General features: G+C 72.9%; 14 protein-coding genes and 1 pseudogene. 10 read left to right on the top strand and 5 right to left on the bottom strand.

Translation table 11 applies throughout. The features are described from left to right. Window positions 1-3 precede the first annotated feature (3 nt). The gene (gene rodA / locus LN652_RS06855) at window positions 4-1194 is read left to right on the top strand and encodes a rod shape-determining protein RodA (RefSeq protein ID WP_230443930.1); all 1191 of its coding nucleotides are present in this window, start codon (window positions 4-6) and stop codon (window positions 1192-1194) included. On the opposite strand, the gene LN652_RS06850 is transcribed toward rodA, so the two are convergent. After that, complete coding sequence (locus LN652_RS06850; RefSeq protein WP_230443929.1) at window positions 1186-2154, bottom strand: endonuclease/exonuclease/phosphatase family protein; 969 nt, start codon at window positions 2152-2154, stop codon at window positions 1186-1188. The genes rodA and LN652_RS06850 overlap by 9 nt on opposite strands. Window positions 2155-2333: 179 nt before the next feature. On the opposite strand from LN652_RS06850, the gene LN652_RS06845 reads away from it, so the two are divergent. The 8 genes from LN652_RS06845 (at window position 2334) to LN652_RS06810 (ending at window position 10677) form a co-directional block, all read left to right on the top strand. Next, the gene (locus tag LN652_RS06845; RefSeq protein ID WP_230443928.1) at window positions 2334-4307 is read left to right on the top strand and encodes a TIGR03960 family B12-binding radical SAM protein; all 1974 of its coding nucleotides are present in this window, start codon (window positions 2334-2336) and stop codon (window positions 4305-4307) included. 51 nt (window positions 4308-4358) lie between these two features. Beyond that, the gene (locus LN652_RS06840) at window positions 4359-5201 is read left to right on the top strand and encodes a hypothetical protein (protein ID WP_230443927.1); all 843 of its coding nucleotides are present in this window, start codon (window positions 4359-4361) and stop codon (window positions 5199-5201) included. Continuing rightward, window positions 5198-5893, top strand: coding sequence for a hypothetical protein (locus LN652_RS06835; RefSeq protein ID WP_230443926.1), 696 nt, complete (start codon window positions 5198-5200; stop codon window positions 5891-5893). The genes LN652_RS06840 and LN652_RS06835 overlap by 4 nt, the downstream gene beginning before the upstream one ends. A gap of 10 nt (window positions 5894-5903) precedes the next feature. Beyond that, window positions 5904-6434 (top strand): hypothetical protein, encoded by a 531-nt coding sequence (locus LN652_RS06830; protein WP_230443925.1) that lies wholly within the window; start codon window positions 5904-5906, stop codon window positions 6432-6434. Beyond that, on the top strand, window positions 6431-8884 hold the full coding sequence (locus LN652_RS06825; RefSeq protein WP_230443924.1) for a rhamnan synthesis F family protein: 2454 nt from the start codon (window positions 6431-6433) through the stop codon (window positions 8882-8884). The genes LN652_RS06830 and LN652_RS06825 overlap by 4 nt, the downstream gene beginning before the upstream one ends. 79 nt (window positions 8885-8963) lie before the next feature. Next, window positions 8964-9617 carry a hypothetical protein gene (locus tag LN652_RS06820; protein ID WP_230443923.1) on the top strand — a complete coding sequence of 218 codons (654 nt, stop codon included), beginning with the start codon at window positions 8964-8966 and terminating at the stop codon, window positions 9615-9617. A 73-nt stretch (window positions 9618-9690) separates the two neighbouring features. Continuing rightward, window positions 9691-9870 (top strand): hypothetical protein, encoded by a 180-nt coding sequence (locus LN652_RS06815; protein ID WP_230443922.1) that lies wholly within the window; start codon window positions 9691-9693, stop codon window positions 9868-9870. Between the two features lie 189 nt (window positions 9871-10059). Continuing rightward, on the top strand, window positions 10060-10677 hold the full coding sequence (locus LN652_RS06810) for a hypothetical protein (protein WP_230443921.1): 618 nt from the start codon (window positions 10060-10062) through the stop codon (window positions 10675-10677). Window positions 10678-10815: 138 nt separating this feature from the next. Here the strand turns inward: LN652_RS06810 and LN652_RS06805 are convergent, their stop codons facing one another. Together LN652_RS06805 and LN652_RS06800 are read right to left on the bottom strand one after the other, a co-directional pair. Continuing rightward, the gene (locus LN652_RS06805) at window positions 10816-11286 is read right to left on the bottom strand and encodes a hypothetical protein (protein WP_230443920.1); all 471 of its coding nucleotides are present in this window, start codon (window positions 11284-11286) and stop codon (window positions 10816-10818) included. A 384-nt stretch (window positions 11287-11670) separates the two neighbouring features. Then, a complete protein-coding gene (locus tag LN652_RS06800) occupies window positions 11671-12057 on the bottom strand; it encodes a hypothetical protein (RefSeq protein WP_230443919.1) in 387 nt (128 codons plus the stop codon). Between the two features lie 293 nt (window positions 12058-12350). Here LN652_RS06800 and LN652_RS06795 point away from each other — a divergent pair. Continuing rightward, window positions 12351-13637: pseudogene (locus LN652_RS06795) on the top strand (IS30 family transposase). Window positions 13638-13757: 120 nt separating this feature from the next. Here the strand turns inward: LN652_RS06795 and LN652_RS06790 are convergent. Then, window positions 13758-14546, bottom strand: coding sequence for a dihydrofolate reductase family protein (locus tag LN652_RS06790; RefSeq protein ID WP_230443918.1), 789 nt, complete (start codon window positions 14544-14546; stop codon window positions 13758-13760). 38 nt (window positions 14547-14584) lie between these two features. Then, window positions 14585-15094 carry a GrpB family protein gene (locus tag LN652_RS06785; protein WP_230443917.1) on the bottom strand — a complete coding sequence of 170 codons (510 nt, stop codon included), beginning with the start codon at window positions 15092-15094 and terminating at the stop codon, window positions 14585-14587. Window positions 15095-15117 lie beyond the last annotated feature (23 nt).

Here is a 15117-nt window from a genome sequence, read left to right as displayed (position 1 = left end):
CCGGTGACCGTGCTGTCCGTACGCCCCTCGCGGCAGTCCCGCCCGACCCGCCCGGGGCAGCCGACCAGCCTCCGCGCACCCGGTCTCGACTGGCTGCTGCTGCTCGCCGCGCTCGGGCTCGTCGTCCTCGGCACGCTGCTGGTGTGGTCCGCGACGTCGACCCGCGCCGACCTGACCGGCGACGACCCCGACGCCTACCTGCGCAAGCAGCTCGTCAACGTCGCGATCGGGCTGGTGCTGATGGTCGCGGTGCTCGCCACCGACCACCGCTGGGTCCGCATCCTGGCGCCGGTGGCCTACCTCGCGAGCGTCGCCGGGCTGGTCATGGTGCTCGTCGCCGGTTCGACGATCAACGGCTCCCGCTCCTGGATCCAGCTCGGCGGGATGTCGATCCAGCCCTCGGAGCTGGCCAAGCTCGCCGTGGTGATCGGGATGGCGCTCGTCGTCGCCGAACGCACCGAGCGCCGGTGGGGCCGCAGGGTGGGCAGCCTGGAGGTGCTGGCGATGCTCGCCATCGCGGGCGTGCCGGCCGTGCTGATCCTGCTGCAGCCCGACCTCGGGACCATGCTCGTGCTGTCCGCGACGGTCTTCGGCGTGCTGGCCGTCGCCGGTGCCGGGAGGCGCTGGCTCCTCGGCCTGACGCTCGGGGCCGTCGTCGGTGCGGCCGGCGCCGTCGCGATGGGCGTGCTGAAGCCCTACCAGGTCGACCGGTTCATGGCCTTCACCAACCCCGGCCTCGACCCCCGCGGCGCGGGCTACAACACCGAGCAGGCGCGCATCGCCGTCGGCAACGGCGGGCTCTTCGGCCAGGGCCTCTTCGGCGGCTCGCAGACCCGCTCGGGCTTCGTGCCCGAGCAGCACACCGACTTCATCTTCACCGTCGCCGGCGAGGAGCTCGGCCTGGTCGGCGCGGGCGTGCTGATCGCGCTGGTCGCGGTCGTGGTGTGGCGCGCCCTGGCGATCTCCGCGGCCGCGGGCGACCTGTTCGGCCGCGTCGCCGCCGCCGGCATCGCCTGCTGGTGGGGATTCCAGGCCTTCCAGAACATCGGCATGTGCCTGGGCATCATGCCGGTCACCGGCGTGCCGCTGCCGTTCGTGTCCTACGGCGGCAGCTCGATGTTCGCCGGGATGCTCGCGCTGGGCCTGCTGCAGAACATCCACCTGCGCTCGCCCCGCGGCCCGCTCTCACGGTGACGGGGTCGCCGAGCCGCAGGTGTCGGGCGGCGTGAGCCGCAGGTCGGCCCAGAGCCGGTCGTGGTCCGAGGCGCCGGACTCCTCGACCCGGCTCACCAGCGGGCGCAGGCCGCGGGCGAAGAGGTAGTCGATCTTCCGCCCGCCCCGGCTCGTGGCGGCCCGCCCCTCTCCGGCGGCCTGCCAGGTGTCGGTGAGCTCGCTGCCGATCGCGGCGACGGCGGCCGAGCCGGGCCAGGCGTTGAGGTCACCGCCGAGCACGGTGGGGACGTCGTCGCCGGCGACCACGCCCGCGACCTGCCGCGCCTGCGCGAGGCGTACGTCCGGGCGCGTGGCGTCGAGGTGGGTGTTGTAGACCCGCAGCGCCTGGCCCGAGACCTCCAGCGTCACCCACTGCAGGCCCCGGCCCTCGGCGCGCGGGCTGCGGACGAGCTGGATCCGGCCCTGCTGCACGATCGGGAAGCGGCTGAGGATGAGGGTGCCGTAGCCGCCCGTCCCGCGGACCAGGTTGGTGCTGAAGGAACCGTCCATGCCGACGGCCTCCGCGAGCAGCTCGGCCTGGTCGACGCCGCCGGTGCGGATCATCTCGCGGTCGACCTCCTGGAGCAGCACGACGTCGGGGTCGACCTCGAGGATCTCGCGGGCGACGGCGTCGAGGCTGCCGGTGGAGCGGTGGGTGTTGAACGACAGCACGCGCAGCCGCACCGACTGCCGGAACTGCTCGCACACCAGCTCGTCGAGGCCCGGGGGCGGCGACGGGACGGTCTCGGACGCGCCGGCGGTGGGAGAGGGCGTGCCCGCCGAGGTCACGTCGCGGACGTCGTCGGTCGCGGTCGGCACCGACGGCCCGGGGTCGTCGACCCGTTCGGGCCCGTCCTGCTGGTCGCGCAGGAACAGCACCGCGATGACCGCGACCAGGACGACCACGACGCCGATGCGCAGCCACTCCTCGCGTCGACCCATCCCGCGTCCCCCTCGCTGGATCCGTCGCCGGTGCGGTGGCCGGATCCGTGGTTAGGCCGCACCGGTCGCGGCGGCGTACCCTTGATGATCGCGCACCGGGCCAACGGCCCGCCCGTCCGGCCCCTCCACACCCGGCTCCCCGCCGGTCGTCGATCTCCCTCAGGTAGGTGTTCCCCAGCATGTCCGTCGCGTCGGTGTTCCCGCGCCTGGAGGCCAGGCTTCCGTCGGTGCAGAAGCCCATCCAGTACGTCGGTGGCGAGCTGAACTCGGTCGTCAAGGACTGGGACTGCGCCGAGACGTCCGAGACCGGCGGCCCGACGGTCCGCTGGGCGCTGATGTACCCCGACGCCTACGAGGTCGGCCTGCCCAACCAGGGCGTGCAGATCCTGTACGAGGTGCTCAACGAGCGCGACTGGATCCTGGCCGAGCGCACCTACTCGGTGTGGCCGGACATGGAGCAGGTGATGCGTGCCGGCGACGAGCACGGCCCGATCCCGCAGTTCACCGTCGACAGCCACCGCCCGGTCGGCGCGTTCGACCTGTTCGGCCTGAGCTTCTCCACCGAGCTCGGCTACACCAACATGCTCAACGCCCTCGACCTGGCCGGCATCCCGCTGCACGCGGCCGACCGCGGCGAGGACGACCCGGTCGTGATCGCCGGCGGCCACGCGGCCTTCAACCCCGAGCCGATCGCCGACTTCGTCGACGCGGCCGTGCTCGGCGACGGCGAGGAGGTCGTGCTCGCGATCTCCGACGTGGTCCGCGAGTGGAAGTCCGAGGACCGCCCCGGCGGCCGCGAGGAGCTGCTGCGCCGGCTCGCCGTCACCGGCAACATCTACGTCCCGCGCTTCTACGACGTCGCCTACGCCGCCGACGGCTCGATCGAGGCGGTCGTGCCGAACCGGCCCGGCATCCCGTTCCGGGTGCGCAAGCACACCCTGATGGACCTCGACCAGTGGCCGTACCCGCAGAACCCGCTGGTGCCGCTCGCCGAGACCGTCCACGAGCGCTTCTCCGTCGAGATCTTCCGCGGCTGCACCCGCGGCTGCCGCTTCTGCCAGGCCGGCATGATCACCCGCCCGGTCCGCGAGCGCTCGATCAAGACGATCGGCGACATGGTCGAGAACGGCATCCGCAAGTCGGGCTTCGAGGAGGTCGGCCTGCTCTCGCTCTCCAGCGCCGACCACACCGAGATCGGCGAGGTCGCCAAGGGGCTCGCCGACCGCTACGAGGGCTCCAACGTGTCGCTGTCGCTGCCCAGCACGCGCGTCGACGCCTTCAACATCACCCTCGCCAACGAGTTCTCCCGCAACGGTCGCCGCTCGGGCCTGACGTTCGCGCCCGAGGGCGGCTCCGAGCGGATGCGCAAGGTCATCAACAAGATGGTCAGCGAGGACGACCTGATCCGCACCGTCGCGACGGCGTACTCCCACGGCTGGCGCCAGGTGAAGCTCTACTTCATGGTCGGCCTGCCCACCGAGACCGACGAGGACGTGCTGCAGGTCGCCGACCTCGCCAAGCGCGTGATCGCGAAGGGCCGCGAGGTCACCGGGCGCAACGACATCCGCTGCACGGTGTCGATCGGCGGCTTCGTGCCGAAGCCGCACACGCCGTTCCAGTGGGCCGCACAGCTCGACCACGAGGCCACCGACGACCGGCTCAAGAAGCTGCGCGACGTGGTGCGCGAGGACAAGAAGTTCGCTCGCGCGATCGGCTTCCGCTACCACGACGGCAAGCCCGGCATCGTCGAGGGACTGCTCTCGCGCGGCGACCGCCGCGTCGGCCGGGTCATCGAGGAGGTGTGGCGCGACGGCGGTCGGTTCGACGGCTGGAGCGAGCACTTCTCCTACGACCGCTGGATGGAGTCCGCCGAGCGCGGCCTCGCCGGCACCGGGGTCGACGTCGACTGGTACACCACGCGCGAGCGCGACTACGACGAGGTGCTGCCGTGGGAGCACCTCGACTCCGGCCTCGACAAGGACTGGCTGTGGGGTGACTGGGAGGACGCCCTCGCGGCCGCCGACGGCGCCGACATCGAGATCGAGGACTGCCGCTGGACGCCGTGCTACGACTGCGGCGTGTGCCCGGAGATGGGCACCGAGATCCAGGTCGGCCCGACCGGGCAGAAGCTGCTCCCGCTCTCGGTGGTCTGACCGGCCGCGAACGCCGGTGCGGCGGCGCGCGCCGTGGCATAGTCGCGGCTCGTGCTGCACCTCCTCGACCTCGGGACCCGGAAGTTCTGGCGGCTGACCGGACGTCCGGTCGACCTCGACGGGGCCGAGCGGTGGCTGGACGCCCCGATGAGCGGGTCGTCGCGGGTCGGCGCGGGCTGGGTCGCGGACGAGTCGGCCCGGCACGGCGGCCCACCCGCCGTGGTCGAGGACGGCGCCGGCCTGCTGCCGTCGATGTCCGCGCTCGACGGCCCGGGCTTCGACGCGTCCCGCCTGCGCCCGGAGGTCCGTGACTTCTACGAGCACACGTCCGCGTGGCAGATGGAGGTGTGGACCGGCTGGTCGCCGCTGTTCTGGCCGGGCGGCGAGGTCGTCTCCCGGCTCTGGGGGCGCCGGGTGGAGCAGCTCGCGCTGCCGATGCGCCCGCTCGACGTGGCGCGCGGCATGGACAGCCGGATCACGCCGATCCGCGACGCGGCCGGCACGCAGGTCGCCGCCGCGTGGACGCGTACGCTGCGCGCCGACGGGCGACCGGTCTTCAGCGGGGCCTACTCCGCCGGCTCCGTCCCTGGGTCGCCCGGCCCGAGCGTGCACGTCGCGTTCCCGCTCGAGTCCGGCAACGTGCAGGTGTTCCTCCGACCGACGGTCACCGACGACGGCGGCCTCCTCCTCGAGTCGCCGTCCGGCCGGTTCGGCGACGACGGCGCCTACGTCGTGGTCCGCGACGGGGGCGGCACCCACGCCGCGCGGGTGCCGCTGCACGAGACCTTCCACGTCTTCCCCGACGACCACGGCGTGCTGCGCACCGACCACGAGCTGCGGCTCTGGGGTGCGTCCGCGGTCCGCCTGCACTACCGGCTGGACCGCGCCCGGTGAGCGTCCACTCCTTCCACCTCGCGGAGGTGCCGCGGCACGTCGGTGCGCGGGCGCTGCTGGGTCCGGCGCCGGGCGTCGCCGGGCTCGACCACGCGGAGTGCCTGTCGCTGATGCGGCTCGGCGCGCCCACCGTGTCGCCCGACCGGCTCCAGCTGAGCCGGCTCGCGGTCTTCGCCCAGTGGCGCGACGAGGACGCCCTCGACGCCTTCCTCGACCGCGACCCGCTCGGGCGGCGGCTCGCGGGCGGCTGGCACGTACGCCTCGAGTTCCTGCGCCGCTGGTCGACGCTCGAGGCGCTGCCGGGTCTGCCGGTGCGCGCCGGTGCGTGGGACCAGGACGAGCCCGTCGTGGCCGTGACGCTGGCGCGGATGCGGCTGCCCGAGGTGCCGCGGTTCCTGCGCCACGGCAAGCCGGTCGAGCGGCTGGTGCGCGACCACCCGGGCACCACGCTGGCGCTCGCGGCCGCACGCCCGCCGCGCACGATCTCGACCTTCTCGGTGTGGCGCAGCGTGCAGGAGATGGAGGACATGGTCCACGGCCGCTCGCGGGTGGCCGCGCCGGCGCGCCACGCGTCGGCGATGGCCGAACGCGAGCGGCGCGACTTCCACCACGAGTTCGCGACCTACCGGTTCCGCCCGCTGGCCGAGCACGGGGAGTGGCAGGGCCGCAGGGGCATCGTCCCGGGTCGATAGAGTGCGGCGCGTGAGCGAGCCGGACCCCGAGACCCTGCGCGACGAGGTGGAGCTGCTGCGCCGCGAGCTCGCCGCGGCGCGCGCCGACCAGGAGACCTGGGGCGAGCGCGAGGCGCGGCTGCGCAAGTCGCGCGACCGTGCGGCGAAGGCCGCCGACGTGCTGTCCGAGCTGCTCGCCGAGCGGCTGCGCGGCGAGACCGCGGTCGCCGGCGCGGGGGAGCGCTCGTGGTGGCGCCGCGGGTCGACGTCCGTGACGGCCGAGGAGGCCGGCCAGCTCGAGCTGATCCGCCAGTCGCCGCTCTTCGACGCGGCGTTCTACCTGCGCACCCACCTCGACGTCGCCCGCCGCGGCGAGGACCCGGGCGTGCACTTCCTGCGCCACTGGGACCACCCGTTCCGCAAGCCCAGCGAGTCCTTCGACATCGCGCAGTACGTCCTCGACCACCCCGAGGTGATCGTCGAGCGGGTCAACCCACTGGTGCACTTCTTGGCCTCGGACGAGGCCGAGGGCGCTGACTCCTACCCCCCGGCCAGCCGGTGACCGGCGCGTCGACGCCGGGGCTCGACGCGCGGCTGCAGGAGCGACGCGACCGCCTCGCCGACTTCCACGCCCGCTGGGCGGCGTTCGCGCGCCGCTGGCGACGCGCCGCCAGCGAGGGGCCGGAGGCCGCCGCCGCGCTGGTCGAGCAGGCGCTGCGCGAGGGCCTGCCCGAGGCGTCGGGTGACGCGGCCGCCCCGGCGGAGCGGGTGTCGCTCGCCGCGGCCCGCGCGGTCGTCGCGGCCAGCGGTTACCTCGACGCCGACGCGTACGCCGTCCGCCACCGGCTCAAGCGCGGCACCGACCCCTACCGCCACCACGTCGAGACCGGCTGGCGGCTGCTGCAGAACCCCAGCCCCCGCTTCGACCTGTGGAGCTACTGGGCCGACCACCTCGACCCGACGCAGGAGGGCGCCGACCCGCTGCTGCACTGGCTGGTGGTGGGTCGCCACGACGGCCTCCCGCCCGTGCCGCCGTCCGTGCCGGTGCGCCCGGCTCAGGGCCTCGGCGCCTCGCCCCGCCGGATCTGCCTGTTCGCGGCCCACGACAAGGACGGGATCGTCGACGACTACGTCGTGACCTACCTGCGCGAGCTGTCCCGGCACGCCGACGTCCACTACCTCGCCGACGGCGTCCTCGAGCCGGGCGAGCTCGACAAGCTGGCCGACGTGACCGTCGGCGCGTGGAGCGTCCCGCACGGCGGCTACGACTTCGGGTCGTTCTCGATGCTGGCGCGCGACCTCGTCGGCTGGGACGTGGTGGACACCTACGACGAGCTGCTGCTGGCCAACGACTCCTGCTTCCTGCTGCACCCGCTCGACGAGGTGTTCGCGACGATGGACGCCCGTGCGTGCGACTGGTGGAGCCTGCAGGCCACCTCGATGGAGCACGACGAGAACTACTTCCGCGACGACTCGCCGATCCCGCTGGCCGAGGCCAAGCGGCGCTTCGTGGGGCAGCGGCACTTCAGCGACGTGCGCTACCTCCACCTCAGCTCGTACTTCCTCGCCTTCCGGCGGCCGGTGGTCGGCGACCCCGGCTTCCGCTGGCGCCTCGACACGGTGGTGCCGCAGGAGGCGAAGGGCCTGGTCGTGCACAAGTACGAGGTCGGGCTCAGCCGCCACCTGACCGACCTCGGGTTCGACTTCGACACCTGGCTGCCGGACCTCCAGCCGTTCCACCCGCTCTACTCCCGGCACGTGTTCGACCTCGTGGGGCAGGGGTTCCCGCTCGCCAAGCGCAACTTCCTCGGCGAGAACCCGCGCCGGGCGCCGGGTGTGGGGGAGTGGCGCGAGCGCCTCGCGACCCTCGCGCCCTCGGCGCGCACCGACGAGATGGCCGCCAACATCGCGCGGGTCACCGACCCCGCGCGGATCCACGACGCGTACGACGTGGTGCTCGACGAGGCGACCGGGAGGCGCACGGTGCGGACCTCCGCGCTGGCCGGCCACCCCTTCCGCCGGATGGACCGCGAGACGCCGTCGTTCGGCCACTGGTGGGCCTTCGCCGCCGGTCCGAGCGGCCGGCTCGACCCGGGCGTGCGCGCGGTCCTCGAGGCCGTGCGCCACGACCCGAGCATCCGTAAGGTCTTGCTGACCCGCGCCCGCCCGCTGCTCGACGACGTCGCCGGCGACGGCGTGACGGTGGTCCCCGTCGCCACCCTGGAGGGACAGGAGACGCTGGTGCGCTGCGGCGTGCTGGTCGTCGCCGACCCGCTCGACGCGGCGCTGCCGCACGCGCCGCTGCCGGCCCGCCACCGGATCCTCCACGTCGGCGCCCCCTTCGACGACGCCCGCCCCGCACCGGACCTCGGGGCCGTCGACGCGGTCGCGGTCGCGTCGCGCTGCGAGGCCGCGAGCCGCCGCGTCGCGAACCCGACGCTGGGCGAGGACGACGTGTGGCTCTCGGGCCTGCCACGGCACGACCTGCTGCTGCCCGGTGCGGTGCTGCCGCCCGACCTCGCCGCGGCCGAGGCGTCCCTGCGGGAGCGGCTCGACGCTCGCGCGCTCGTCCTGGTGACCGGCTCGGCCTCGGCCTGGTCGGCCGACGACGCCGTGCGCCTGCACGAGTGGGCGAGCGGCGCCGGTGCGGTGCTGGGAGTGCGCGAGGCGCGACCCGACGCGCCCGGCGGGCTCACCCGCCTGTTCGCGCCGGTGGCGCCGTTGGGGCTGAGCGACCGCTCGGTCGTGTCCGAGGCGGTCGTCCTGCGCGCCGCGTCCGTGGTGGTCTCCGACACGACCGCGCTGGCCCTCGACGCCCGCGCCGCCGGCCGTGCCCACCTCGTGCACGCTCCGGGTGGCACCGTCGACGACCTGCTCGCTCGGCTCGGTGCCCTCGCGGGCGCGGGCTGGTCGGCTCCCTCCGACGCCCCCGAGGGGACGGTCCCGCTCGACGGCGGTGCCGCGCGCCGGTTCGTGCGGCGCGTGCGGCTGCGCGAGCTCGCCCGGGGCTGAGCCCTCAGCGCCGGCGGCGTACACGTGTCCGAGATGCTGCCCTCGAGCTGGTGGGCGGAGGGCGACACGCCGGACACGTGTGGCCGAACGGCCAGCAGGCAGTGCCGGAGCACCTAGGATCCACCGAATGCTGACCCGCCACAGCCTCCGGCTCGCCATCGTCGCCCTTCCCCTCGTCGCCCTCCTGCCGTCGACGGCTCACGCCGATCGGATCGTGACCCGTGACCCGGCAGGCGACGCCCTCGTCACGTCCGAGGTGGACGGAGTGGAGCAGTCGGCCGTGGCGGCGGACCATCGCACCGTCGACATCGTCCGGACGGTGGTCGTCCACGACGCCGAGGTCGTGCGGGTGCGCACGCAGTTCCGGAGGCTCGCCTCGGATCCCCTCGTGTTCATCGGCGCCAGGCTGAAGCTGCCGAAGGGCAAGGTCGACGTGCTCGTCGAGCATCTCGGCGGCACGCCGATCGTGAGCGGTACGGCCGGCGGAGGCCGAGAGCTCGACTGCCCGGGGTTGGAGGCCCGCGTCCAGCGCACCACCCGGTCGATCACCCTCTCCGTGCCGACGTCGTGCCTGCGCGACCCACGCTGGGTCCGGGTCGGAGTGGTCGCCTTCGGCGGTGACCTGGACCAGGAGGACTCGACGACGGACGGGATCTACTCCGACGACGCGCACCGCGATGGCACGTTCGACGCGGACAAGCCGGCTCTCGGCCCACGGGTCCGCCGCGGGTGAGTGAGCGCGGGCTTCTCGAGCTCGCGGTCGCAGGCGTTCCTCTCCTCGGCCACCTGAGCGGCTTGTCGAAGCGATGACGACGCGAACGCGCAGGACGCTCCAGGTCGCGGTGGTGGCCCTTGGCGCCTTCTTCCTGATCGCGGAGCTGGCGGTTGACGGCGTGTCGCCGTGGGACTTCGTCCCGGTCGTCGGCGTCCTGCTCGGGCTGGTCGCCATCGAACAGGTGCACCGGAATCACGAGCGCCGGCTGTAGGTCGCACGGCATGGAGGGCACCCGGGGATCCGGGGATCCGGAGACCGGGATGGACGGGCACGTCGACCGAGGGGGAGGACGACGATGGGTCGAAGGTCGACCGCGAAGGCGGACACGCCGGCAGCGGGAGCAGTCTCGGGCAGTGGCAAGCGGCTCATTCCGCGGTGGTGGTCGACGACGGTGATCGTCGTGCTGACGGTCTTCACGCTGGTGATCGGACTGATCTCGGCCGTGGCCGGTGACGGGCTGGTGGACCTGTCGATGTTCGGGCTGGCCGTCGTCAGCGGACTCGTCCTGGTCTCCGCGATGTCGGCGTTCGTGCGTCCGCGTCGCCGGCGCGAGCCGAAGGTCCTCGCCGACGGGTCCCGGGTGTTCCGGGCGCCCGCGTTGACGACATGGCCACTCGTGGCCGCGTGGATCGTCGTGCTCGGGGTCGCGGCGGTGTGGGGGTGGGTGGTGGTCACCGACATCGGCGAGCTGGAGTCACCCGGGTTCTCGCTGGTCATGGTCGTCGGCGCGCTCGGGTCGCTGCCGGACTTCGCGCGCCTGGTGACCGGTCGGCTGCACCGCTGGACGCTCACCGTGGGGCCGGACGCGTTGACGTACCGCGGCTACCGCACCGACGTGACCGTCCCGTGGCGTGACGTGCGGGGAGCGCACGTCCACGAGCGCGGGCCGGCAGGGGTGCGCATCGACATGCGTGGCGCGCAGGCCAAGGACCCGATCGTCCCGATCGCGGCGTTCGACGTGCCGGCCGAGCAGCTGGTCGAAGAGGTCGCGGAGGCACGCAAGAACGCCCGCCGCTGAGACCGACCGGGCGTGAGCTCCTCGGCGCCGCCACCGGGCAGGACCAGCGGACCGCGGCAACATCCGGATCTGCCACAACGAGTGGTTGCCGCGATCACCGCGCCCTTCAGGTGCGAGCCGTCGTGAGCGGGGCCGCAGTCAGTCCGGCGGCGCTACTTCTTGGCCGTACGCGTTGCGCGACACCACACGGCGCGGGCCTCGTCGCAACCGCGGGGACTTGGCCGCAAAGAGCACGGCTGCCACGCCAACGACCAGGTGTACGACCTGAGGTCCGGCAGGATCCGGGTGCAAGGGGTTGACCGGCTCCCACGTCATCACCCCCCGATAGAAGAGCGGGAGCACGGGACTCGTGAAGCCCACGATGAACAGCACCGCGCGGGTGAAGGCACGCTCCCAGACGGACGCGACGAGGACCACCACGCTCAGCAGGCCGAGCAGGAGGAACGGGAAGCCCGGCTGCCACGTGCCCGCGCAGAAGGCGGGGTCGAAGTCCGGGTGTCCGTCACTGCAGTTCGCGGCGAAGCCCCGCAGGTAGATCGCGTTGAGCCAGAAGGTGCACCACAGCGCGGCGCAGGCCGCCACGAAGGCGACAGCGGACCGCAGCACCATCCACGCGTCACTGGAGAACCTCGTTGGCGAACCCTGACTCGGCATGGCGTACACAGTGTCGGGCTCGCAGGTGCGACGCGTGAGCGCTCGTACTCAGACCGTCTCGCCCGGAGCGTGGGGTGAGACCTGACCCGCATCTGCAGGCGCACTCACGGGCCGAGGTCGCTTCGAAGCTCGTCAATCGCTTCCAACGACACCGTTCGACCCCGAAGTGGCGGTGGCGTGTCGGCTCGCTCGAATGCTCCGTACTCCATCGACGGATGGTGGTGTGTGACCGTTGCCGAAGGACGTGTGCAGTTGATGGACCCGAGCGTCCGGACATGCGGCGTCGGGTGCGCGGATCTGGCGACGAGACGATCCGTGGAAGCTCGCGATCGGTTCGCCTCAGCCAGACGACAGCTCGCCGATGGGAGACGAATCTGCACCGACAGGGCAAGCCCAGACCGCGCGACCGTGTTCGATGACGGCTTGCCGGGGGTGGTTGTCAGGGTGGGCCGCGCAGATCGGCCAGTTGGTGGGTCGGCCGATCCTGGCGAGTTCCTCGACCACCCATTCCTGGACCTGGTCGGCCAGGTGGGCGAGAGCCTGATCGTCGGACAGCGTGAGGTCCAACCACACACCCGTTCCGCTGCTGTCGGCCCCGAGCAGCATCACGGACTCCGACGGTTCCCAGGTCTGCCACGTCGTCGGTTCGACGCGGGGCAGCGGCACGCCTCCGGCTGCCAGGTCGTCGAGAATGAGGTCGAGCACCTCGTCGATCGAACGCGTCACCCGGCCAGTGTTCCTCGAACGCGACCCACTCCGCCCGGATCTGCTGCGATGAGCGAACGTCCGCCGGTACCCCCGCCTACAGTCTGCTCATGTTCGACATCGGCGCACTGGAGCTGCTGGTCATCGCTGTGATCCTCGCCGCCTTGGTGGTGTATCTGCTCAGGAGTCGTCGAGGTCACTGACATCCGGGTCTGCCGCGACCCGTGCGTCCGCACCGACGAGCGTCCGTTCGTCGAGATGGCGGCGGCAGTGCTGTCGCCGGCGGATGCAGCCTTGGAGCGCACGTGCGGCGGATGTTGCCCCGCTTCGGCGCTTGGGTTCAGTGGGTGATCGCAACACCTGATCATCGAGGTGTTGGTGTGCAGGCACGTGGAGGGCGGCCGAGGCCGCCGGCCGAGACGGTTGCCCGGTTCTGGGCTGAGATTCGTCGAGGTTCGTCGCACGAAGATGCTGCGGTGGCTGTGGATGTGACGCGCAGGACGGGCAACAGGTGGTTCAACGAGCGTGGCGGCGTGATGCCCCCGATCGGCTCGGGTCGTCGCTCGAGGAGCTTGTCGTTCGCCGAGCGCGAGGAGATCGCGCTGCTACGCGTGCGCGGTGCGGGAGTGCGAGAGATCGCCCGAGAGCTCGATCGCTCGCCCTCGACGATCAGTCGCGAGCTGCGACGCGTCCAGCACCATGGCAAACGCCCCGCCCGACGTCGGCTGGAGTACCGGGCATCGACGGCACAGGCCGATGCCGATCGCTAGGCTCTGCGCCCGAAACAGGCGCGGCTGGCGACCAACGACCGGCTGCGCGACGAGGTGCAGTCCAGACTGGTCGATGACCACAGTCCCGAGCAGATCGCCCGACGACTGCGCGAGGACTTCCCCGACGATCCGGAGATGTGGGTGTCGCACGAGACGATCTACCAGTCGCTCTACGTCCAGAGCCGTGGTGCGCTCAAGCGCGAGCTGGCCAAGCACCTGCGCACCGGCAGGACTGTACGCAAGCCCCACCGCAAGAGTGACCTGCGGCGCGAACGGTTCGCCGAGATGGTGATGATCAGCGAACGCCCCGCCGAGGTCGAGGACCGCGCTGTGCCCGGGCACTGGGAAGGCGACCTGATCCTCGGCTCGGCCCAGTCGGGGTCGGCGGTGGGCACGCTGGTCGAACGGGCAACCCGGTTCGTGATGCTGCTCCACCTGCCTGGCGGCCACAGCGCCGACATCGTGCAGGAAGCGATGGTCGCGAAGATGGCGACGCTGCCTGAGCAGCTGCGAGTCTCGCTGACCTGGGACCAGGGCAGCGAGATGGCCAACCACGTCCAGATCGCCGAGGCGACCGGACTCGACATCTACTTCTGCGACCCACACTCGCCCTGGCAGCGAGGCAGCAACGAGAACACCAACGGGCTCCTGCGTCAGTACCTGCCCAAGGGCGCCGACCTGAGTTTCTACGGCCCCGGGATGCTCGACAACATCGCCGCTCAACTGAACCGCCGACCACGCAAGACCCTGAAGTGGCGCACTCCTGCCGAAACCCTCGACGCGCTACTGTCCGGAGAGTCCGAACCGCCTGGTGTTGCGACCACCGGCTGAATCCGCCGCGCCTGGACGGGCCAGAACCGCCACACGTGCGGACGCGCCCGGATCCGACCGGCCGACCTGCCGCGTCGGAGCAGCCGCACGGCTCGGGGAACGACACGCCGCCGGCCCAGGTCATGGCGCGAGACCAGGACCTCCGACGTCGTCCGGGTGCGCCCGAGCCACCTCGTACCGCGCCCAGGTGCTGCCGGCGTCGCCCCGGACGAGCCCGAACGGGCGGAGCGCCACCGCCCGGCCGCCCGGCCCCAGCGGGTCGCCGTCGAGGAACGACGGCGTGCCCAGGCCGCCGACCAGGGCGGGGAACATGACCACGTGGAGCTCGTCGACCAGCCCGGCGCGCAGCAGCGCGCCGTTGATCCCGCCGCCACCGTCGGCGACGACGACCGTGGCACCGAACGTCGCCGCGAGGCGCTGGAGGGCGAGCGCGAGGTCCACGGTCCGGTCGCCGACGACGAGATGGCCGATGCCCCGCTCCTCGAGGTCGTCGAGGTACGCCGCCGGGGTGGCCCGACAGGCGAGGACCACCAGCGACGTCTCGTCGTCACCGGTGTGGGTCCAGTCGACCCGACCGCGGCCGTCGACCACCGCGAAGACGCGCGGGGTCGACCTCGGCACGTGGTCGGGTCGCTCGGCTCCTGCCGGAGGGCCGGTCCACCGCGAGACGGCGTCGCGGCCCACGAAGGTGCCGCTGCCCTCGAGCACGACCGTCGGCGCGTGGTGTTCCCGGATCCAGCGCTCGCGCTGCTCGAGCAGCCCCTCGACGTCGGGCGGCCACGCGTCGCGCCAGCGCCGGGCGACGTCGGGCTGCAGCAGCCGCTCGGCCGGCGACAGCGTCACCCGACCATCGACGCTCGCCGTGGTGGTCATCACGACCCGGGGCCGGCTCCACAGGGGTGTGCTCATCGCTCGACCGTAGGGCGGACGACCGACAGCCCGGCGGGCTAGAGGGGACCGGTGACGGGCCCCAGCCCCCGCTCCTCGCGGGCGCGGTTGACGACCTCGGTCACGAACGCGCCCTTGCGTGCGGTGTAGTCGCCGGCCTCCCACGCCCCGTCGCGCAGGAGGCGGGCCTTCAGCGCCCCGTAGGCGTCGCGGTCCGCCGGGTGTCGGCGCAGCCAGTCCGGGAACAGGCGCACGTGCGCCTCGGGCCACTGCGCGGCGGTGAAGAGGTGCGCGATCGCCCGGCGTACGTCGCCGTCGAGCAGGAAGGTCGCGGCGTGGTCCCCCAGCGGTCGCGGCGCCGTCCAGCCCGCGGCGACGAACCGTGCGTCGTACGCGGCCGGGTCGGCGCCCTCGGGCGCCCGGATCGCGACGTCGATCACGGGCTTGGCGGCCAGCCCCGGCACCGACGTCGAGCCGACGTGCTCCAGCTCCCACCCCGGCCCCAGCCCGCGGCGCAGGTCGGTGGCGAGCGCCTCGTAGTCCTCGGCCCACCCGGCGGTCGACGGCACCAGCCCATCGGACGGGTACCGCG

Source organism: Nocardioides okcheonensis, from assembly GCF_020991065.1.
Lineage (GTDB): Bacteria > Actinomycetota > Actinomycetes > Propionibacteriales > Nocardioidaceae > Nocardioides > Nocardioides okcheonensis.
This window is presented reverse-complemented; position numbering and strand designations above follow the sequence as displayed.